Source organism: Streptomyces sp. NRRL S-350 (assembly GCF_000719705.1).
GTDB lineage: Bacteria > Actinomycetota > Actinomycetes > Streptomycetales > Streptomycetaceae > Kitasatospora.
This window is the reverse complement of sequence record NZ_JOHO01000032.1, coordinates 44563-63903: the sequence shown is the minus strand read 5'-3', so window position 1 is coordinate 63903 and position 19341 is coordinate 44563. Positions and strand designations below refer to the sequence as shown.

Below are 19341 nucleotides of genomic sequence, written 5' to 3'. Positions count from 1 at the left end.
CCTGCCCGGCGCCCCTCGACCTCGACCCTCGGCCTCGGCGCCGCCGACCCCACGGGAGTCCGACATGAGCACCACCCTCTTCACCCCCTACACCCTGCGGGCCCTGACCGTCCCCAACCGGATCTGGATGCCGGCGATGTGCCAGTACAGCGCCCTGCCGGACGGGGACGCGGCCGGGGTGCCGACGGACTGGCACTTCACCCACCTCGCGGCGCGCGCCGCCGGCGGCACCGGGCTGATCATCACCGAGGCCACCGCCGTCAGCCCCGAGGGCCGCATCAGCCCGTACGACCTCGGGATCTGGAACGACGAGCAGGCCGCGGCCTTCCGGCGGATCACCGCCTTCCTGAAGTCCCAGGGCACCGTCGCCGCGATCCAGCTCGCCCACGCCGGGCGCAAGGCATCCACCGAGCGGACCTGGGTCGACCGCGGGCGCGCCCTCGCCCCCGGCGAGGAGCACGGCTGGCAGCCGGTCGGCCCCGGCACCGCGCCCTTCTCCCCCGCCCACACCGCTCCGCACGAGCTGACCGGGGACCAGATCCGCGACACCGTACGGCAGTTCGCCGACGCCGCCCGACGCGCCCTCGACGCCGGCTTCCAGGTCGCCGAGATCCACGGCGCCCACGGCTACCTGATCCACCAGTTCCTCTCCCCCCACACCAACCACCGCACCGACGGCTACGGCGGCTCCTTCGAGGGCCGCATCCGCTTCGCGCTGGAGGTCGTCGACGCCGTGCGCGCCGTGTGGCCCGAGGAACTGCCGCTCTTCTTCCGCGTCTCCGCCACCGACTGGCTCACCGAGAACCCGCAGGACGCCCGCGAGGGCTGGACCTCGCAGGACACCGTCCGACTCGCCAAGGAACTCCAGGCCCACGGCGTCGACCTGTTGGACGTCTCCACCGGCGGCCTCGTCCCCGACGCCCGGATCGACGCCGCACCCGGCTTCCAGGTGCCCTTCGCCGAGGCGGTGCGCAACGAGGCCGGGCTGCCCGTGGCCGCCGTCGGCCTGATCACCGACCCCGCCCAGGCCCAGGCCGTGGTCGCCGAGGGCCGCGCCGACGCCGTCCTGCTCGGGCGTGAGCTGCTGCGCGACCCGTACTGGGCCCGCCGCGCCGCCGCCGAACTCGGCGGCGAGGTGCCCTCCCCCGTCCAGTACCACCGGGCCTGACGCTCCTCGCGACGGCACCACCGCGCCGGCGCGGGTCCGGCCCGGGTCCGACGCAGGACCGGCTCGGCTTCGTGTCGGGCTTGAGTTGGAGTGCACTCCAAGTCCTACGGTTCTGCCGTGGAACCCGGCCGCCGGCCTCGGCGGCCGGGCTGGGGTGTGGGCCGCCGGCAGGGCGGCCGGGAGAGGAGTGCCGCGATGGACACGGCCGCGAACGACGCACAGGACCGGCGGGAGCGCTTCGAGCGCGGGATGGAGGTGCTCGACCGCATCGACGGCGAGGTCGGACGGCGGGTCGTGGAGTCGCTGGGCGACATCAGCCCCGAACTGGGGCACCAGATCGTCGCGTGGGGGTTCGGGGAGATCTACAGCCGACCCCAACTGGCTCCGCGCGACCGACAGTTGGTCACCCTGGGGATGCTCACCGCGCTCGGCGGGTGCGAGCCGCAGCTGGAGGTCCACGTCAACGCCTCCCTCAACGTGGGGCTCACGCCCGAGGAGATCGTCGAGGCGCTGCTGCACTCCGCCGGCTACTGCGGCTTCCCCAAGGCGCTGAACGCCACCTTCGTCGCCAAGAAGGTGTTCGCCGAGCGCGGCCTGCTGCCCACGGCAACCGACTGACACCCCCCGGGGGCCGGGGAACCGCCCGGGACGGGTGGACGTCCGTGCAGGCGTACCCGCATCCCGCCGGCTTCGAGGAGTTCGCCGTGTCCGACTACCTGCCGCCGCCGCCCGAGGAGTCCTGGCTGCTGGGCGGGGTGGTGGCCGTGCTGCAGGAGGGCATCAGGCAGCAGCTGGGGTACTGGGTGGAGCCGGACGGCGTGCTGACCCACGACGACGGGAGCGGCAACGGCTGGCAGCTGACCTGGCTGCCGGGAGGCCGGGCCGTGGTCAGCGGCTTCGACGTGGACTACAGCACCGAGCGCGACGTGCGGGCGCTGCTGGCGGGCGCGCCGCACTGGGTGCCCGCGCCCGCGGACCGGGCCGGGTTCTGCTTCTGGTGGGAGCCGGACGCCGGGCGCTGGCGGAGCGCGCCCGGCGAGTCGGACCCCGGCGCGACGCTGACCGGCTCGGCGGCGAAGGCAGAGGACCGGCTCGCCGAACGGGTCTGGGAACGGATCCCGCCGGAGGAGGCGGACCCGTCGGCGTACGTCGCGGGGTTCTACCGGCAGCTGGAGGAGCTGCTGGACGCAGCCCGCGCCCAACGCCTGACCGAGCGTGAACTGGGCCCGGTCCTGGCTTTCATGGCCGACCCGCCGGAGCTCCGCCCGGCCGCCGCCCTCGCCCTCGCCGCGCAGGCCGGGTTCACGGCGGGCACCCGCCTGCCGTGGACCCCGGCGGCCACCTGACGCGACCGCGCGCCCCTTGCGGGCAAGCGGCCGCAGGGGGGCGTGCAGGAAGTCGGCCCATCCGACTTCCTGCGCACGGGCGTAAGGGCGAGTAGCTGCCCACCGGTTCGCGCGAAGCGAGCCGAGGCACCCGGCCCCGGCACCCGGCACCCGAAGCCACCCCACGCATGCACCTCGACCGTTCCTGGGCGGGCAGGACTTCGACCCACTCGACGCCCTGCCCGGTCGGGTGCGGGGCCCTGCGCCGACTCGTCCGCCATGACCGTGCGCGCTCGTCCGTCCGGCACCTCCGCGATCCGGCCGGCAGCGGTAGCCCCCGGGGTCATCGGAGCGGATCGCGGAGGGTGGCCGCAGTGCTGGTCGGCGTCAGGCCAGGAGGTCGGACTGGAGGGTGACGACCTGGCGGAAGGGGCTGGTGGGGACGCCGTCGGGGTTGGTCATGGTGATGACGGCCAGGATGTCGGAGGCGGAGAGGTAGGCGACGCGGGCCGTGGGGCTGCCCTTGGGCCCGTTCGCGGTGGACTCCAGGGCGGTCAGCTCGACACCCCCGACGGTGTCCCAGCTCTCGTGCGGGGTGGACTTGGTGTCGGGGGCCGCCTTGGGCCGGCCCTTGGAGCGCAGGGCGGTGTAGGTGCCCCGGGACTCGATGCCGGATCCGAAGCGCAGCAGCCGGATCTGGGTGCGGGTGCCGTCGGAGGCCGTCCACTCCCGGACGGTGGCCGCGCGGCAGGCGTTCTCCAGGAGGGCTTCGCGCAGCTTGGCCGGGTCCTGCTGCTCGGCGAGGATCGCGTCGCAGGGCACCCAGTCGGCGACGGCACCGGCGGCGGGGGTGGCACCGGCGGCGGGGGTGGCGGAGGCCGTCGGGGACGCGGCGGGTGGCGTGGCCGGGGCTGCCGTCGCGGATCCGGAGGCCGCGGGGCTCGCCTTGGGGGCGGGGAAGGTGGGCGCGGCCGGCGAGCCGCCGGCCTCCTTGGGCACCGGCAGCAGCAGGTGGCGCAGGTCCGCGTAGTGGAGGGACTTGCCCTTGCCGTCCGGCGCGGCCTTGCCCGAGGGCAGCGGCGGCAGCGCCAGCGGCGGGAAGGTGTAGCGGCCGTCGCCCGCGGTGGCCAGGCCCGGGATGTCGGTGCGCTCGGGGGCGGTGACGGCCAGGGCGGTGCCGGTGCCGGCGAGGGCGAACACCAGGGCGGCGCAGCTCCAGCGGACCGCGGCCTTGCGGCGGCGGGCCCGACGGGCCTGCTGCTCCGCGAGCGCCTCGGGGGACTCGGGGGACTCGGGGGACTCGGGGACCTCCAGGGCCTCAAGGACCTCGGGGGCCCAGACGGCATCGATGCCGTCGCTGGCGTCGACGGCGTTGACGGCGTTGACGGCGTTGACGGCGTTGACGGCGTTGACGGCGTTGACGGCGTTGACGGCGTCGCCCGGCTGGGGCTGCGGCGCGGTGGCGTGGTCGGTCATACGGACGCTCCCGGGCGGGCGAGGCGGTCGAGCTGCAGGGTGAAGAGGGCGACGATCCGGTCCTTGGGCAGCGGCGCCACGCCCTCGGCGTTCATGACGACCAGGAGGTCGCCCTCGGCGGCCGAGCACTCCAGGTAGTCGATCGGCGCGGACGGCGGCGCCGGCATCAGGTAGCAGTGCGCCTCGGGGTGGCCCGGGATGCTCGGGCCGATCCGGAAGAGGCCGGTGTCGCCGGTGAAGACCGCGGTGTACTCGTTGATCCGCTGCACTTCCTGCTGGTTGAACTGGCGCAGCTTCAGGCCGATCACCAGGTCGTCCCCGCTGGCGCGGTAGGTGCGCACCCCGGTGGCCTTGACGTGCAGGCCCTGCCAGTAGGAGCTGAGCTTGTCGCGCTTGTCCTTGGGGATCTGCTGGAGTTCGGCGTCCAGTTCGGCGGACAGCTGCTCGCCGTTCAGCTCGGTGTCGTTGCCGTAGGCGCCGTCGTCCGGGCCGAGCTGGTAGCCGGCCGGGACGGGCACCAGCAGGTCGCGCAGCGAACCGAAGTGGCTGCCGTTGGACTTGGCGCCGAACGGGGTGGCGGTCGCCGTCGGGGCGGGCGCGGCGGACGGGGCGGCGGCGGTGGCCGGCGCGGGGTCGTCGTACTGGGTCTTGATGATGCCCACGCCGATGGCCACGCCGACCAGCGCGGCCGCGGCCGTCGCGGCACCCGCGCGCAGCAGGCGGCGGGAGCCGGGGGCGGGCGCGGCGGACCCGGCGGTGGTGGCGGGCTCGGTGGTGGCGGGCTCGGCCCCCGGCGCCGGCTCGACGGCCTGCGCGGGTTCGGCGGCGGCCCCGGGCGCGGGGGCGCTTCCGGGCGCGGGGGCGCTTCCGGGCGCGGGGGCGGTTCCGGGCGCGGCCGGGTTCACGGACACGGTGTCGTCGTTCATACCAGCCGCTCCCACTGCCGCTTGGCGAGGTCCTTGAGGGTGTCGGCGTTCACCGGCGCGGTGGCGAAGACCTCGACCGTCATCTGCAGCGAGCCGCGCTTGGCGACGGCCTGCCCGTAGTAGTACTGGTCGGTGCTCTCCGCCCAGTGCCGGGGCGAACTCTCCACCTTGTAGCCGCCGTTGGCGCCGTCGCCGGCGAAGGGCTCCCAGCTGACGGACCTCGCCTGGTCGGCGTCCTCCGGTGCGAACTGCAGCAGCGAGACGCGGTAGCGGACGTCGTCCTTCTTCCAGTCCACCTCGGCCGCGCGACGGAAGCCGCGCGAGGCGAGGTCCTTGAACTCGTAGACCGCGTCGCCGCTGCGCTCGGCGATCTCGCCGACCGAGACCCAGCTCGGCTTGTCCGGGTAGTCGAACCAGGCGGTGCTGCCCTCGGGGGCGGTGAGCAGCAGCTTGGTCAGGTCGCCGTCGATGGCCGGCGGGGCGGGCTGCTCGGCGGCGAGGGCCGCCGGGTCGACCGCCGCGGCCGGATAGGACGGGTGCGCGACCTGCAGCGGGGGCAGCGGCGTCGGCGGGCGCTGGGCCTGCACGGCGTAGCCGACGCCGCCGCCGGCCAGGGCGCCCAGCACCAGGGCGTACGCCGCGAGCCGCACCGGGCGGGGGCGGCGCGGGGCGCGGGGTTCGCGGTCGGGGCCGGCTTCCAGCAGGTCGCCGGGCTCGGCAGGCGGCAGGGCCTGGGACGGTTCGGCGGCGGGCGGCATCGGGGGCGGCGGTGGAACGGCGGGCGCGGCGGGCGCGGCGGGCACCGGCTCCGCGGGTTCGGTGGTCACGGCAGTGGCTCCAGAGAGGAGGGAAGGGCGGGGGCGTCGGAGGACAGGCGACGCACGGCGGCGGCGCGGGGCGGCGGCGCGGGGGCTCAGCCTCCCGAGGCGAGCCAGTCGCGCTGGCGCTTCATCAGCTCGCTCAGCAGCGCCTTGTCCGGCGTGCCCTTCACGTCGACGTCGATCGTGTACTGGACGTCGCCCTGGCTGGCGATGCCGGTCATCGAGCCGGTGTACGCCTGCTGCTTGGGCTTCTTCAGGTAGCCGTGGGCCCCGGGGACGCCGTCGATGTCGATCGGGTCCTGCGAGGAGACCGTGTAGCCCTTGACGAAGTCGGAGGCCATCGCGGCGGAGCCGAGGTGCAGCAGGGTGACGGTCACCTCGGCCTTGCCGTCGGCGGTCCGGTAGGTCCGGCCGGCGCCCTCCTTGTAGCCGTAGGAGGCGAGGATGCCCTTGATGCCGTCCTGCTTGCCGAAGAGGGCGGCGACGTCGTCGTCGCTCATGGTCATGCCGTCCGCGGGCCCGTACGACTCGCCGCCGGCGGGGATCGGGAGCAGGAAGAAGCGCAGGTCGCCCTCGTGCTTGCTGCCGCTGACGGTGCCCTTGACGGTGCTGGCCGGGGCCGGTTCGGCGGGGACGGCGGTCGGCAGCGGGACGGGCTCGGCCGTCGGGGAGGCGCTCGCGGTGGCGGTGCTCGCCTTCGGGGAGGCGGCTGCCACGGGCGCGGCGGCCGGGCGGGGGTCGGGCCTGCCGACGGCGACGGTCACCGCGGCGGCGGCCGCCGTGACGGCGAGCAGGCCGGCGGTGGCCAGCGCGACGCCGACGGCGCGCGGCAGGCGGCGCGGTGCCGGCTGAGGCTGAGGCGCGGCGTCCTGCACCGGCACTGCGTCCGGCTCCGGTGCGGCGTCCGGCTCCGGCACGAGGGCGGGCGCAGGAGCGGGCGCGGGAGCGGGCGCGGGAGCGGGCGGCTGCGCCGGTGCCGGAGGTCCGGCGGCGCTCTCGTTCTCGGGCACGGGCAAGGGACTCCCCCAGCGAAGAATGCGGATTCTCACGCGCGGGCCCTCCATGGGAACCACGACCCCAACGGGTTCTCCGAAACCGTCCGTCACGCGTGTCAGCAGGAATTATGAGAGCCCGTCGACACCGCTGCCAACCAAATCAATCACCACACTCTCACCCAATGTTCGATGAATCGGACACGTCGTGATCTAACCGCAATGGGCCGTCACCGCGGAATGCGGGCAGGTGGGGCCGGTGACAGGGGACCGGACGGGACCGGCCCGGCTCCGGGGCCGCCACGCCGAACTCCCGCGCGGGCAACGGCGCGTGACGATGTCGCGGCCGCGTCACCGCTCGGCACGGAAACCGGCCGCGGGGTGTGGGCGGGCTCCCCGGCGGTAGGAGGATCTGCGCAACGGCCGGACGGCCGGGGGGGAGGGCAGCGGCGTGACGGACACGGGGAGCGGGCCGGGGCGGACGGCCGCCGCGGCGACGGTGGTGGCCGCGGTGGCGCTGGTGGCGCTGACCGTCGCGGGCGGCGCGACGGTGTGGGCGTGGTCGCAGGACGAGCCGGTGGCCGGGCCCCTGCCGTGGGTGTGCGCCGCCGCGTCGGTGGCCGGTCTGGCCGCCTCGGTGCCACTGCGCCGCGAGGGGTCGGGGGGCGGGTTCGCGGGCACCGGTGTGCGGGTGGCGGGTTTCCTGCTGCTCACGCTGGGCGCGGTGTTCCTGGCGGCACAGATCGCCCAGACCGTCCGGGACCGGCTGCACGAGCCGCGCAGCGTGCCGGCCACCGTGACGCACTGCCGGGTGACCGGCCAGGTGCCGGTGGAGGGCGGCGGTCTGGGCGACAGGACGTACGCCTGCACCTTCCGCTGGAGCGTCGACGGACGGGAGTTCAGCGCGGAGCGCCCGGAGGGCCCCTACCCGGAGGGCAAGGCGGTCCGGGTGTGGCTGGCGGACGACGGGCGGATGTCCACGGGCCGGCCGAGCCTGGTGTCGGTCCCGGTGTTCGGCATTCCGGCCGTGTTCCTGCTGGCCGGCGCGGTGTTCCTGGGCGGCTGGCTGCTCACGGACGCCCGTACGGCACTGGGGTGGCACCGAAGGGCGCGGCGGCGCCAGGAGCCGGGTGGCACCGCGCGAGGGCAGGAAGGGCGACGGTAGGAAGGGCGAGGGCAGGGAGGGCGACGGCAGGAAGCCGACCGGCCCGCACCGGCGCGCCGGCCCGCGCGGGGCCTGCTGAGCGCGCGTCACTCGCCGTCGCCGCGGTGCGGTGCCGCCTCACAGCCACCCGCGGCGGGCGGCCTGGACGCCGGCCTGGAAGCGGGTGGTGGCGCCCAGGTGGGCGAGGAGGACGGAGACGCGGCGCACCACGGTGCGTCGGCCCAGGCCAAGGCGGCGGGCGATGGCGTCGTCGGTGGCGCCGCCGGCCATGAGGGTGAGGATGCGCCGGTCGCGTTCGTCGATGCGCAGGTCGACGTCGGCCACGCTGGCCGGGACGGCCAGGCGCCACAGGGTCTCGAAGACGGCGGTCATGGCCTGCAGCAGGCTGGAGGGGCGGATCAGCAGGGAGACGACGCCGGGGCGGTCGTCGGCGGGCAGGGTGACGATGGCGAGGTCGTCGTCGCCGATGGCGAGTTTGAGCGGCGGCTCGTCCAGGGTGCGGGCCTGCTCGCCCGCCTCGACCATGCGCGCCATGTTGGGCCCGGCGACCGGGTCCTCGAAGGCGCAGCCCTGGTAGATCGCGCGGTAGGCGACGCCGGCGGCCATCCGGCGGCGCTGCAGTACTTCCTGGTCGGCGTAGTGGGCCTGGCTGCCGGAGTACGGCGGCACGTCGATGACCCGGACCTGGTGACGGGCGGCCAGTTGCAGGCGGCGGCTGGCGGCGAGCACCTCGGCGGGGTTCTCGACCACCTCCAGCGCGCCGTAGCTGCCGGTGTCGCGCCGGGCGAAGCGGTAGAGGCGTTCGAGTTCCGCGCCGGCGCGGCGGGCGGTGGCCTGGCGCAGCGCGTCGCGCTGCAGGACCGCCTCGACCACCCGGCCGGGGGGCAGCGCCTCCCAGGAGTGGTCGCGGTCGTCGGTGCTTCCGGCGGTGTCGAAGGCGACGGCGACGCCTTCGTCGGCGAGGTCCCGCAGGACGGCGAGCACGGTGTCCTCGTCGAGGCCCGCGGCGTGTGCCAGTGCCGTGACGCGGGCCCGGGGCCGGCCGACCAGGCAGCGGTAGACGCGGCCGCGTCGGGTGTCCGGGTCCAGCATGTCGTGCACGAATTCCCCCCAGTCATCGTGTCCCCCGCCGCCCGGCCGTACCGGGTGGCCGGGGGAGCCTACCCGGGCGGGTGGCGCACATGCGCCAGTGGCCCAGGTGCGCCGCCGGTGGCTCTGGCGCGGGACGGTCCGCATGACAAGAGTTGTCGATGTTCAGACATGACCGGCGGGGCGGACCGTCCCGGCGGCCCTTCGGCACGGCCCGTCAGCACCGCCCGCGACAACCGCCCACCACCACCGACCGTCGAAGGCCGAGGACGACCCATGACCCCAGCCCGGCTCCTGCCCGCCCGGCTGCGGCGCGCCCGTACGGCCGTCGCCGCCCTCGCCTCCTGCCTGCTCCTGCTCGCCGCACCCACGGCCGCCGCCTCGCCGGTCGCCGCCTCGCCGGTCGCTTCCGAGCCCGCACCCGGGCCGCCGCCGCTGACGGACGGCTTCGGGCTGACCCAGGTCGGCACCGCCGCCGGCAGCGCCACCGACTTCGTCGTCACCGTCACCACGCCCCAGGTCTCCGGGCAGCACACCATCCGGATCCTGCTGCCCGCCGACTACGCGCAGCACCCGGACCGGCGCTACCCCGTGCTGTACTTCCTGCACGGCGCCTCGGACAACCCCGGCGACCCGGCACTGGCCTACCCGGCCCTGACCGCCGCGCAGTCGATGATCACGGTCATCCCGGACGGCGGCCTGCGCGGCTGGTACACCGACTGGCTCGACCAGGGCACCGCCGCCGGCGCGCAGAACTGGGAGACCTTCCACCTGAACCAGGTCCTCCCGTTCGTCGACGCCAACCTGCGCACCCGCACCGACCGCGCCCACCGGGCCGTCGGCGGCCTGTCCATGGGCGGCTTCGGCGCCCTGCACTACGCCCAGGACCGCCCCGACCTGTTCGGCCAGGTCCTCACCATGTCCGGCGCCAACGACCTGTCCGCCGACGAGATGGTCCTGCGCGGCGCCGTCGTCGCCATGCTGACCAACGCCGGCACCGTGCTGTGCGGCCCCAGCGACGGCCGCCCCTGCGGCCTGGACTTCGGACCCACCGTCTCCAGTGACGCGATCTTCGGCACGCCGTACCCCGTGTTCAACGCCGACTGGCGCTGGAACGCCGCCGACCCGGCCTCCCGGCTCGGCGCGCTCACCCACACCGGCATCGCCGTCTACACCGGCAACGGCAACGGCAACCCCGCCGACATGGAGTTCTGGGCCGAGGGCACCGCCAAGCGCGTCAAGGACCGCCTGGACGCCCTCAAACTGCCCTACCACTACGTCGACTACGGCGACGGCACCGGCTGGGGCGCCGACTGCCACGGCGGCCACACCGCGGGCTGCTGGGCGCAGGACCTCGTGGACTACGTCCCGCGCCTGGAAGCGGCCTTCGCCGCCGCGCCGTAAGCACCCTCCGCCCGATCCCCGCGCCCGATCCCCGCGCCCGACCCCCGCGCCCATCCCGACGAAAGGACACCCTCCTTGCCTGCCACCGCGAACCCCGGCCGTACGGCGCCCTGGCTGCGCCTGCTCGCGGCCCTGCTGGTGACCTGTTGCGCCGCCCTGGGCCTGACCGCCGCGCCCGCCCGTGCCGCTTCCGGCGCCCCGGCCGCTTCCGCCGCCTCGTGCGCGTCGCCGCAGCAGTGCCTGACCATCAAGTCGCTCAGCAACGGGCGCCAACTCGACGTCCAGAACGGCAACACGGGCGACGGCGCCTACGTCGTCACCAACTCCGCGCCCGGCTACCACCAGAACTGGCACCTGAGCGTCAGCCCCGGCGACTCCTCCTTCACCATCGTCAACAACGACACCGGCAAGTGCATCGACCTGGCGTCCTGGTTCACCCCGGGCCTGCGCCAGCAGACCTGCGCCGGGCAGGCCAGCCAGCGCTGGTTCCTGCAGCCGGCCCCCGGCGGCGGCGCCGACTCCTTCATGATCCGCCACGTGGGCGACAACACCTGCCTGGACCTGCTGGCCGGCGCCCAGTACGACGACGCCTGGACCGACCAGTACACCTGCAACGGCACCGCCAACCAGCAGTGGGCCACCGGCTTCCCGGAGGCCGCCCGCAACCTGGCCGTCGACCACGCCGCCAAGCAGTGCCAGAAGGACCCCTCCAGCTGCTCCTGGGCCGTGACGAGCGAGGCCCCCGCCGCGCCGCTGCCGCGCGCCTGCGCCTCCTCCGTCTGGTTCAACAACACCAGCGGCGCCGTCCAGCAGTCCTTCTCGGTCACCGACGACAGCGGCTGGACCAACTCCATCGGCGTCGACATGGGCTCCCAGATCGCCGGAGGCGCCCCCGGGAACGTCCTGACCGCGACGATCAGCTCCACCCTGCACTTCACCAACGAATGGCACGGGTCGAGGAGCGTCAACAACAGCGTGACCGTCACCGTCCCGCCCCAGCAGTACGGCTGGGTGACGCTGGCCAAGGTCGCCCGCAAGGTCACCGGCACCTGGACCTTCGACGCCCACGGCATCCCGTGGACGGCGGACGACACCATCACCGTCCCGATCAGCTCGGACCCCGTCGCCGGCGCCACGCTCTACATCGCCAACACCAGCCCGACCTTCACCACCTGCGCCTGACGGACCGTCAACCCATCGCCGCCGCCCGGACCCACACCGGGCGGCGGCCCCTTTGCCGGGTCACCGGTCCTCGCCGTACGCCCGGGCGAGGGCCTCGCGCACGGCCAGGCGCCCGGCCACGCGGAAGGAGTGCTCCCGCGAGTCCACCGCGTGCACGGTGACGTGGTGCACCACCACCGCCAGCGCCACCGCCCGGCCCGGCGCCCGCTCGGCCAGCTCCTCGCGCATCCCCGCGGCCAGCGCCGCGAGGAAGCACTCCAACTCCTCCGGCTCGGGCTCGCCGCGCACCGTGGCGCCCGCGGCGAGCTCCAGGTGCAGGCCCTCCTCCCAGGGCTCCAAGTCCACGGTGACGATCGCGACATCGCCCGGGCAGCCCGCCTGGCGGACGTAGCGGGCGTGCACGCCGCGGACCGGGCGGGGCGGGAAACCCTCGGCTTCGACGGCCATCGGCGTCAGGCGTGGGCGATCTCGACGGACTCGACCACCACGTCCTGCACCGGGCGGTCGCCCTCGGTCGGGGCGGTGGCGATCGCGTCCACCACGGCCTTGGAGGCCGCGTCGGCGACCTGCCCGAAGATGGTGTGCTTGCGGTTGAGGTGGGCCGGGGTGCCGACCGTGATGAAGAACTGCGAACCGTTGGTGCCCGGGCCCGAGTTGGCCATCGCGAGCAGGTACGGCTTGGTGAAGAACAGCTCCGGGTGGAACTCGTCGGCGAAGGCGTAGCCCGGACCGCCGGTGCCGGTGCCGGTCGGGTCGCCGCCCTGGATCATGAAGCCCGCGATCACCCGGTGGAACGGCGTGCCGTCGTAGTACGGGCCGCTGCCCGGCTCGCCGGTACGCGGGTCGGTGTACTCCCGGGTGCCCTCGGCGAGTTCGACGAAGTTGCGGACCGTCTTCGGCGCGTGGAACGGGAACAGCTCCAGGCGGATCGGGCCCGCCGTGGTGTGCAGGGTGGCGAACCGGGCGGTGGGCACGGATGACTCCTCGGGTGCGGCTGGTACGGGCGGTACGGCTGGCAGGGCTGGTGCGGTGGCGCCTGGTGCGGTGGCCAGGACGGCCGGCTACGGCATCCTGGCACAGCCGCCGGGCCCCGGGCCGAACCGGGTGGAAGGATCCACACGTCAGACGTACTGAGGCGTACTGAGGCGTACTGAGACGCACGGAGACGTACGTCTGATCGTGTGCAGGCCTGCGGAGGCGTGCGGAGGAAGGGCGGGTGGCCGCGGTGGTCGGTGCGGTGTTGATCGGGGTCCTGGTGCTGGTCGTCGCCGGGTGCGGGTGCGTGGTGTGGGCCGACCGGGGCGGGCCCCGCTGGACGCGCCTGGTCGCGGCCCTCACCGTCCGCGCCGGGGAGGTGCTGCCCAGCGTCCTGCGCAGTCGGCGCAGGAGTTCGAACGACGGCGGCGGGGACTGAGGCGGGGTGGCGCGGCGCGCCTTCGCGGGGCAGTCCGACGGCGCCGCCGCGGCCCGGCGGCGGGAGCGGACCGCGCGGAGGTCCGCCGGTCGCGACGGCTGACGTGCCGCGTCCCCGGCTGCCGTGGTGCCGGCGGCCGGGGACAGGACGGGGTGTCAGCCCTCGGTGGAGCGGCGGCGGGAGAGCGCGACCAGCGCCGCGCCCGCGGCCAGGGCCGCGGCGGCGCCGCCGGCCTCCCAGCCGAGCCCTTCGGTGCCGGTCGCGGCGAGCGTGCCGGGGACGGCGACGGTGGTGGTGGTCCCGGTGCCCGTGGTGCTGCCCGTGCCCGTGGTGGTGCCGGTGCCCGTGCCGGTGAGGGCGGCGGGCCGGACGGCCTGAGGCTGCTGGGTGCCCTGCTCCTGCTGCGGTCCGGCGGGCTGGGCGGGAGTGCCGGTGTCGGTGCCGGTGCCGGGCTTGGCCGCGGCGGCCTCGTCCTGGGCGCGGGCCCTGGCCCAGCCCTCCGTGAGGAACGTCAGGACCGCCGCGTCGCTGCCGTCGTCCAGCGCCTTCCCGGCGGCCTCGCGCACGGCCGGGCCGCCGGCGGCCATGATCTGGGCGAGCCGCACCCGGTTGTCGTCCCCCCGCTGCCTCGCCAGCTCGACGGTCAGGAAGTGCCGCAGTTCGGCCGCGCCGCCCTTGAGCGCCTTCTCGGCCGCCGCACGCACCCCGGGCCCGCTCTCCGGGTCCGCCAGGATGCGCAGGATCTCGGCACGGTCGTCCTCCGCCTGGGCGGCGGCCCGGCCCTCCGTGAGGAACTTCAGGACCGCCGCGTCGTCGCCGTTCAACGCCTTGAGGGCCGCCGCGCGCACGGCCGGGCCGCCGGTGGCCAGGAACTGGGCGACCCGCACCTGGTTGTCGATCGCCCGCTGCTTCGCCAGCTCGACCGCCAGGAACGCGCGCAGTTCGGCCGCGCCGCCCTTGAGCGCCTTCTCGGCCGCCTCGCGCACCCCGGGCCCGCTCTCCGGGTCGGCCAGGATGCGCTCGACCTCGGCACGGTCCTGGTCCTCGGCGCGGGCGACGTACTGGCCGGTCTTCAGGAAGTCGAGGACGTCCTGGTAGGTGCCGCGCAGTGCCGTGTCGGCGGCCTTGCGCACGGCCGGGCCGCCGCGGTCCGCGATCTGGACGACCAGCAGCCGGTTGTCGGGCCGGCGCGCCTCCTCCAGCCCGACCAGCAGGAAGTGGCGCAGGTCGGCGGCGGTGCCCTTGAGCGCCTTCTCGGCCGTCTCGCGCACCTTGGGGCCGGTCGCCGGGTCGGCGAGGATCCGCTGGATCTCGGCGCGGTCCTGCTTCTCCTGGTCGGCGGGGCCGGCGTCCTCGGCAGCGTCCTTGACGGTGTCCTTGCCGGTGTCCCTCGGCGTCTCCCGGGCGGAGGTGTCCGGCGCGGAGCCCGAGGCGGTGTCGGGACCCGAGACGCCGACCGGCTGCGGGGCGTCGGCGGCGGAGGCCGCCGAGGGGAAGAGGACGGCGGGGGCCAGGACGGCGGCCGCGACGACGGCGGACACCCGGGGCAGCTTCAATGCAGCAGACCTTACTTCGCGCGGGGATCATGAACCGCGCCAGCATAGATCTTCTTTTACGATTTAAATACCTAATAAGTGCAGGCCCTCAACAGGGTCTCCCCGCCGCCGCCTTGCCCCGACCGGGGCGTGGATAGGGTGGGGCGGGTGAGCTTCCATCTCGTCGTCGGACACGGGCCCGCCGGGGCCGCCACCGCCCGCCTGCTGGCCGGACAGGGCCAGGAGGTCCGGGTCGTCACCCGCTCCGGACGCCCTGCGCAGCAGCCCGCCCCCGGCGTCGAACACCTCGCCCTCGACGCGAGCGACCCCGCGGCGCTGGCCCCGGCCGCGCGCGGCGCCGCCGCCATCCACGGATGCGCCGCGCCGCCCCTGCCGCAGTGGTCCGAACGCTGGCCCGCCCTCGCGTCCTCCCTGTGCACGGCGGCCGAGGAGAGCGGCGCCGTACTCGTCATGCTCGGCAACCTGTACGGCTACGGGCCCCAGGCGGACCCCGACCGCCCGATGACCGAGGACCTGCCGCTCGCCGCGACCGGCCCCAAAGGACGGGTGCGGGCGGCGGCCTGGGAACAGGCCCGCGCCCTGCACGAGGCCGGGCGGATCCGGGCCGTGGAGGTGCGCGCCTCCGACTTCTTCGGCCCCGGCGTCACCGACGGCGGCCACCTCGCCTCCCGGGCGATGCCCGGCCTGCTGAAAGGCCGCCCGGTCTCGGTGCTCGGCGACCCGGACGCCCCGCACAGCTGGACCTACCTGCCGGACGTGGCACGGGCGTTGGCCGAGGTCGCGGGCGAGGAGCGGGCCTGGGGCCGGGCCTGGCACGTGCCCACCGCCCCCGCCGCGTCGGCCCGCGCCATGGTCGAGCGCCTGGCCGCCGAGGCCGGCACCGCCCCGGTCGCGGTGCGCCGCCTGCCGCCCGTCCTGCTGAACGCGGCCGGCCTGTTCTCCCCGCTGCTGCGCGAACTGCGCGAGACCCGCTACCAGTTCGACCGCCCGTTCGTCATGGACTCCGGCGCCTACGAGACGGCGTTCACCGTACGGGCGACACCCCTGGAGGAGCAGGTCGCGGCAACCGTCGCGTGGTGGCGCGAACGGCAGGCCTCCTGAACGGCGTCAGTGCTTGAGCGAGTCCGCACCGCGGTAACCGGCCGGCACGCCCTCGATCAGGATGATGTCGGCGGTCATGTGCCGGGTGCGCAGCGGCAGGATCTCCCGGTAGGCGGGCGAGTCCCACCAGGCGCGGGCCCGGTCGAGGTCCGGGAACTCGATGACGATCGTGCCGCCCGCACCCCAGCGCCCCTCCACCGTCTCGTACGCGCCGCCGTGGACGACGAAGCGGCCACCGAAGGGGTCGAGGGTGGCGTCGATGCGCTCCAGGTACTCGACGATGTCGGGGCCGAACTCGACCGAGTGGACCTGGGCGATCGCGTAGGCGGTCATGGCTGCTCCTGGAAGTTCGTGGCGTGGCCGGTGGTTCCTGCTGACGTCTCCGACGGTAGGGCGCGGGGGGTGGCGGGCGAATCAGTCACGTATCGGTAGGGGTTACGGGCCTGCCGGTCCTGACGCCTCGTGTAGCATCCGCGCAGCTCAAAGGCGTGACCATGGCGGACGGATGAGGAAGAGTGCGGAAGACAGCCGACGGCGGCCCCGGGGACAGAGTCGAGGACGACAGGATGACGCGGCGTCGGCGGACCCTCGCCGTGGCGGCAGGGGTGTGCGTGCTGGGCGCGGCCGGGATCGGCGGGACGCTCCTGCTGACGGGGTCGCCGGCCCCGGCGGCGCCCGGCACCTCGGCCACCTCGGGCCCCTCCCCCTCCGCTTCCCCGTCCGATTCCGCTTCCCCGTCGGCCGACGCACCGGCACCGGCACCGGCACCCACGGAGACGCCCGCGGCCGCACCGACGACGGACAGCCCCGGGGCCGGGGCCGGGACCGAAGCCACCGCCACGCCCGCGGCCCCGGTCACCACCCAGCCGACCCGGTCCCGCCCCACGGCCGCACCGGCGCCCGCCACCCCGGCCCCGGCATCGCCCACCCGGAAACAGCCGGCGGCCCCCGCCGCCAAGCCCTCACCCGACTGGACCATCCCACCCAGGCCGGTACTCACCTTGCCGCCCGCCCCCGCCTCCTGCCCGCCCGGACAGGCCGCCTCCTGGGACGGCTGCCACCCGCTCGGCCCGGCCATACCCGTCGGCCCGACCAATCCACCCGCCACACCCCGCTGAACCACCCACGGTCGGGTGAGCACCGGCGGCGTCCCTTGGTCCGCGCTCCGAGCAACCAGGGGTGCCCGGCCCGGCGCGATCGCCGGGCCGGGCACCCCTGGTGTCAGGTCAGCCGACCGGGAACTCCCCACCCTTGACCCCGGCGAGGAACGAGGACCAGGCATCGGCGGGGAACAGCAGCACGGGGCCCTCGGGATCCTTGGAATCCCGCACCGGCACGACACCGGTCACTCCGCCGGCCATCTCCACGCATTCGCTCTGCGCGCCAAAGTGGGACGACTTGCGCCAGCTGATCCCCGCGCCGGGTACCAGCACGCAGTCGGCGATCGCGACACAATCACCGCCCTGGCCGCTGTAACTGCTCTTGCGCCACAGAGCATTGCCGAAGTCCGATGCGAGCATGCCCGCCCTCCGATGGCCGACGGCGGCACAGCTACCACCGCACCCGAACACTCCTGCCGAGACCTGTCTACCCGTCCGCGAGCTCGCCAGCCTTCATGCCGCCGATGAAGGCGGCCCAAGCCTCCGCGGTGAACCGGAGGGTCGGACCACTCGGATCCTTCGAGTCCCGGACAGCCATATCGCTCGACACCGACTGCCGGGTCTCCACGCACTCGTTCGCCTGGGCACTGTAACTACTCTTGTACCAACCCCGAGCGTTACTCTCCGGCACAGTCACGTGTTCACACCTCTTCTGGTCTCATCGTCATGTCGCCGCAGCGATGGCCGCGATCATATCCAGCGACTCCTTGGGGTTGAGAGCAGTTGATCGCAAGTACTCGAAGACCAACCCGTAGCCATCCAGTTCGCCCTGCTGCTCCAGATAGTGGCTGCTCGTCAGTGTCTCCAGGAACACTGCTCCGGCGGTAGGCGAATCGGAAAAGCCGTACATCACGAAGGCACCGCACGCGCCGGCCGTCGCGCCGGCATTCAATGGCACCACTTGCAGGGTGACGTTGGGAAGCTGCGCCGTCTCCGTCAAGTGGTCCAGTTGCTCTCTGTGAACCTCCGCCCCTCCCACCGGGCACCTGAGGGCGGGCTCCCAGATGATCGCCCAGAACCGGGCCGGATCCGGCTTCGCAAGGACTTCCTTGCGCTCCATCCGGATCTCGACCAACTGATCGATGCGCTCCGGCCGCACCGCGGCCGGATTGGCTTCCAGTAGCGCCCTGGCATAGCCCTTCGTCTGCAACAAGCCTGGGATGACCATGGTCTGCCACATGCGGATGTACCGGGCATCGTCCTCCAGCCCGAGAACATCGACGTAGGCGGAGGGGATCGTGTCGCCGTAGTCGTGCCACCATCCGCGCTTCTTGCTGTCCCTCGCCAGCCCCTCGAGAGCATCACGCTCCCTGCCGGTCACCCCGTAAAGGTCCAGCAGGATCCGGAGGTCCAGCCGACGCACGCCGGATGCACCGGTCTCTATGCGGCTGATCTTGGCTCGAGAGCAGGCAAGGGCCTGCGCCGCGTCCTCCGTCCCCTTGTTCACGGCTTCGCGGAGGCGGCGAAGCTCCGAACCGAGTCGGCGGGCACGGACGGTCGGCTTCGGTTCAGCGGCCATGCGCAAGTCCTCTCAGCTGACGGACCTCAGTCCGTCTTGTGACGGTGCGTCAATCCAGCTTAGCCATCTCTGCATCGTTGCAGAAGCGCCGCTTGCAGGATGCGCCCACACAGGTGCATGCTACCCGGAGTAGTGAGTACTGCCACACAGCGTGATCATGGCGGGCTCATCGTCCGGGCATTCCCATGCCTTCCTCAGCCTTCTTCACCCCGCACACTCCGGAGGTGGCCCCGCCATGCCTGAAACCGACTCCCCCTCCCCCGCCGAACACGCCTGCCGGCTCCCCCGGCACCGGAAGTCCCCCGGCGCGGCCCGCCGGGAGCTGCGCGACTTCCTCGCCCCCTTCCCCGTCGGCGAACTCCTTCTGCCGACCGGCGAGTTGCTCGTCAGCGAGCTGGTCACCAACGCCGTCCAGCACGCCCGTGTCCCGCGCGACCGCCTGATCCACGTCCACTTCCACCTCGCCCCGGACGGCGCCCTGCGCATCGAGGTGCACGACGCCGACAGCGAGAAGCCCACACTCCGCGACGTCCCCGTTTCCGCCGAGACCGGCCGGGGGCTGCTCCTCGTCCGCGAGTTGGCCCGGAGCTGGGGCTGCTCGCCGCGCGAGGGCGGCGTCGGCAAGTCCGTCTGGTGCCGCATCACCCCCGAGGGGGCTGCCGCGTGACCGCCGTCGTCCGGGCCGGGATCACCGGCCTCATGGCGCCCGCCCTCTTCCCCAGCCTCGACCACGCCCTCCCCGTCCTCTGGGAGCACGTCCGCGGCCTGCCCGTCCGCGAGGCCCACCGGGACTTCATCCGGATCTGCATCGGCCCCGGCGGCGGCGAGGGCGTCGCCCGCTGCCTCGCCCGGGGCGGTTTCTGGAGCACCACCCTCTACGTCGGCGGCATGACCGGCTGGACGGCCCACCCGATCACCATCACCACCCGCCGACCCTGAACTCCCCCGTCCCCGCCCGGCATCCTCGCCGGGCGGGGACGACCCACAGCCGCCGGCAACGCCACTTGGAACAGGAGCAGACCGATCAGCGGCCACGGTCCGGC

22 protein-coding genes are annotated in these 19341 nt (G+C 74.4%); 10 read left to right on the top strand and 12 right to left on the bottom strand.

Annotation, left to right across the window (positions count from 1 at the left end):
• The first annotated feature begins 64 nt into the window (after positions 1-64).
• The 3 genes from IF30_RS0125630 to IF30_RS0125620 all read left to right on the top strand — a co-directional run bounded on the left by IF30_RS0125630 (position 65) and on the right by IF30_RS0125620 (position 2514).
• Complete coding sequence (locus IF30_RS0125630; RefSeq protein WP_030242739.1) at positions 65-1168, top strand: NADH:flavin oxidoreductase/NADH oxidase; 1104 nt, start codon at positions 65-67, stop codon at positions 1166-1168.
• Between the two features lie 195 nt (positions 1169-1363).
• The gene (locus IF30_RS0125625; protein WP_030242735.1) at positions 1364-1786 is read left to right on the top strand and encodes a carboxymuconolactone decarboxylase family protein; all 423 of its coding nucleotides are present in this window, start codon (positions 1364-1366) and stop codon (positions 1784-1786) included.
• A gap of 44 nt (positions 1787-1830) precedes the next feature.
• Complete coding sequence (locus IF30_RS0125620) at positions 1831-2514, top strand: hypothetical protein (RefSeq protein WP_030242734.1); 684 nt, start codon at positions 1831-1833, stop codon at positions 2512-2514.
• Positions 2515-2880: 366 nt separating this feature from the next.
• On the opposite strand, the gene IF30_RS0125615 is transcribed toward IF30_RS0125620, so the two are convergent.
• The 4 genes from IF30_RS0125615 to IF30_RS0125600 form a co-directional block, all read right to left on the bottom strand.
• The gene (locus tag IF30_RS0125615) at positions 2881-3969 is read right to left on the bottom strand and encodes a hypothetical protein (protein WP_030242732.1); all 1089 of its coding nucleotides are present in this window, start codon (positions 3967-3969) and stop codon (positions 2881-2883) included.
• Positions 3966-4895, bottom strand: a complete 930-nt coding sequence (locus IF30_RS48090) for a hypothetical protein (protein ID WP_030242731.1) — start codon at positions 4893-4895, stop codon at positions 3966-3968. Before IF30_RS48090 ends, IF30_RS0125615 begins: the two co-directional genes overlap by 4 nt.
• On the bottom strand, positions 4892-5722 hold the full coding sequence (locus tag IF30_RS48085; RefSeq protein WP_030242729.1) for a hypothetical protein: 831 nt from the start codon (positions 5720-5722) through the stop codon (positions 4892-4894). Before IF30_RS48085 ends, IF30_RS48090 begins: the two co-directional genes overlap by 4 nt.
• 86 nt (positions 5723-5808) lie before the next feature.
• Positions 5809-6726, bottom strand: a complete 918-nt coding sequence (locus IF30_RS0125600) for a hypothetical protein (RefSeq protein ID WP_158835483.1) — start codon at positions 6724-6726, stop codon at positions 5809-5811.
• Between the two features lie 433 nt (positions 6727-7159).
• Here IF30_RS0125600 and IF30_RS0125595 point away from each other — a divergent pair, with 433 nt between their 5' ends.
• On the top strand, positions 7160-7873 hold the full coding sequence (locus IF30_RS0125595) for a hypothetical protein (protein ID WP_030242725.1): 714 nt from the start codon (positions 7160-7162) through the stop codon (positions 7871-7873).
• Positions 7874-7990: 117 nt separating this feature from the next.
• On the opposite strand, the gene IF30_RS0125590 is transcribed toward IF30_RS0125595, so the two are convergent.
• Positions 7991-8974: a hypothetical protein gene (locus IF30_RS0125590; RefSeq protein WP_030242723.1), complete on the bottom strand. Its 984-nt coding sequence runs from the start codon at positions 8972-8974 to the stop codon at positions 7991-7993.
• A 264-nt stretch (positions 8975-9238) separates the two neighbouring features.
• Between IF30_RS0125590 and IF30_RS0125585 the strand changes: the two genes are divergently transcribed.
• Positions 9239-10366, top strand: coding sequence for an alpha/beta hydrolase (locus IF30_RS0125585; RefSeq protein ID WP_078891689.1), 1128 nt, complete (start codon positions 9239-9241; stop codon positions 10364-10366).
• 75 nt (positions 10367-10441) lie between these two features.
• Positions 10442-11548, top strand: coding sequence for an RICIN domain-containing protein (locus IF30_RS0125580; protein WP_030242719.1), 1107 nt, complete (start codon positions 10442-10444; stop codon positions 11546-11548).
• 60 nt (positions 11549-11608) lie between these two features.
• Here the strand turns inward: IF30_RS0125580 and IF30_RS0125575 are convergent, their stop codons facing one another.
• Positions 11609-11995: a hypothetical protein gene (locus tag IF30_RS0125575; RefSeq protein ID WP_030242716.1), complete on the bottom strand. Its 387-nt coding sequence runs from the start codon at positions 11993-11995 to the stop codon at positions 11609-11611.
• Between the two features lie 5 nt (positions 11996-12000).
• Positions 12001-12522 (bottom strand): peptidylprolyl isomerase, encoded by a 522-nt coding sequence (locus tag IF30_RS0125570; RefSeq protein WP_030242715.1) that lies wholly within the window; start codon positions 12520-12522, stop codon positions 12001-12003.
• 242 nt (positions 12523-12764) lie between these two features.
• Between IF30_RS0125570 and IF30_RS0125565 the strand changes: the two genes are divergently transcribed.
• Positions 12765-12962 carry a hypothetical protein gene (locus tag IF30_RS0125565; protein WP_420791156.1) on the top strand — a complete coding sequence of 66 codons (198 nt, stop codon included), beginning with the start codon at positions 12765-12767 and terminating at the stop codon, positions 12960-12962.
• Between the two features lie 155 nt (positions 12963-13117).
• Here IF30_RS0125565 and IF30_RS50305 read toward each other — a convergent pair whose 3' ends face one another.
• A complete protein-coding gene (locus IF30_RS50305) occupies positions 13118-14518 on the bottom strand; it encodes a hypothetical protein (RefSeq protein WP_037901191.1) in 1401 nt (466 codons plus the stop codon).
• Positions 14519-14665: 147 nt separating this feature from the next.
• Between IF30_RS50305 and IF30_RS0125550 the strand changes: the two genes are divergently transcribed.
• Positions 14666-15619, top strand: coding sequence for an NAD-dependent epimerase/dehydratase family protein (locus tag IF30_RS0125550; RefSeq protein WP_030242712.1), 954 nt, complete (start codon positions 14666-14668; stop codon positions 15617-15619).
• 6 nt (positions 15620-15625) lie between these two features.
• On the opposite strand, the gene IF30_RS0125545 is transcribed toward IF30_RS0125550, so the two are convergent.
• From IF30_RS0125545 to IF30_RS0125525, 4 genes are all read right to left on the bottom strand, one after another.
• A complete protein-coding gene (locus tag IF30_RS0125545) occupies positions 15626-15952 on the bottom strand; it encodes a DUF1330 domain-containing protein (protein WP_030242710.1) in 327 nt (108 codons plus the stop codon).
• An 893-nt stretch (positions 15953-16845) separates the two neighbouring features.
• Positions 16846-17139: a DUF397 domain-containing protein gene (locus IF30_RS0125535; RefSeq protein WP_030242706.1), complete on the bottom strand. Its 294-nt coding sequence runs from the start codon at positions 17137-17139 to the stop codon at positions 16846-16848.
• 67 nt (positions 17140-17206) lie between these two features.
• A complete protein-coding gene (locus tag IF30_RS0125530) occupies positions 17207-17410 on the bottom strand; it encodes a DUF397 domain-containing protein (RefSeq protein WP_030242705.1) in 204 nt (67 codons plus the stop codon).
• A gap of 33 nt (positions 17411-17443) precedes the next feature.
• Positions 17444-18298, bottom strand: a complete 855-nt coding sequence (locus IF30_RS0125525; protein WP_030242703.1) for a helix-turn-helix domain-containing protein — start codon at positions 18296-18298, stop codon at positions 17444-17446.
• 235 nt (positions 18299-18533) lie between these two features.
• On the opposite strand from IF30_RS0125525, the gene IF30_RS0125520 reads away from it, so the two are divergent.
• Entirely contained in the window at positions 18534-18965 is a 432-nt protein-coding gene (locus IF30_RS0125520; RefSeq protein ID WP_037901190.1) for an ATP-binding protein, read from the top strand.
• Positions 18962-19237 (top strand): hypothetical protein, encoded by a 276-nt coding sequence (locus tag IF30_RS0125515; protein ID WP_030242699.1) that lies wholly within the window; start codon positions 18962-18964, stop codon positions 19235-19237. Before IF30_RS0125520 ends, IF30_RS0125515 begins: the two co-directional genes overlap by 4 nt.
• The last annotated feature ends 104 nt before the right edge of the window (positions 19238-19341 follow it).

Excerpts from the sequence above, each read along its gene's own strand:
- IF30_RS0125630 (WP_030242739.1), top strand. The coding sequence starts at position 65 with ATGAGCACCACCCTCTTCACCCCCTACACCCTGCGGGCCCTGACCGTC.
- IF30_RS0125625 (WP_030242735.1), top strand. The coding sequence starts at position 1,364 with ATGGACACGGCCGCGAACGACGCACAGGACCGGCGGGAGCGCTTCGAG.
- IF30_RS0125615 (WP_030242732.1), bottom strand. The coding sequence starts at position 3,969 with ATGACCGACCACGCCACCGCGCCGCAGCCCCAGCCGGGCGACGCCGTC.
- IF30_RS48090 (WP_030242731.1), bottom strand. The coding sequence starts at position 4,895 with ATGAACGACGACACCGTGTCCGTGAACCCGGCCGCGCCCGGAACCGCC.
- IF30_RS0125585 (WP_078891689.1), top strand. The coding sequence starts at position 9,239 with ATGACCCCAGCCCGGCTCCTGCCCGCCCGGCTGCGGCGCGCCCGTACG.
- IF30_RS0125575 (WP_030242716.1), bottom strand. The coding sequence starts at position 11,995 with ATGGCCGTCGAAGCCGAGGGTTTCCCGCCCCGCCCGGTCCGCGGCGTG.
- IF30_RS0125545 (WP_030242710.1), bottom strand. The coding sequence starts at position 15,952 with ATGACCGCCTACGCGATCGCCCAGGTCCACTCGGTCGAGTTCGGCCCC.
- IF30_RS0125535 (WP_030242706.1), bottom strand. The coding sequence starts at position 17,139 with ATGCTCGCATCGGACTTCGGCAATGCTCTGTGGCGCAAGAGCAGTTAC.
- IF30_RS0125525 (WP_030242703.1), bottom strand. The coding sequence starts at position 18,298 with ATGGCCGCTGAACCGAAGCCGACCGTCCGTGCCCGCCGACTCGGTTCG.
- IF30_RS0125520 (WP_037901190.1), top strand. The coding sequence starts at position 18,534 with ATGCCTGAAACCGACTCCCCCTCCCCCGCCGAACACGCCTGCCGGCTC.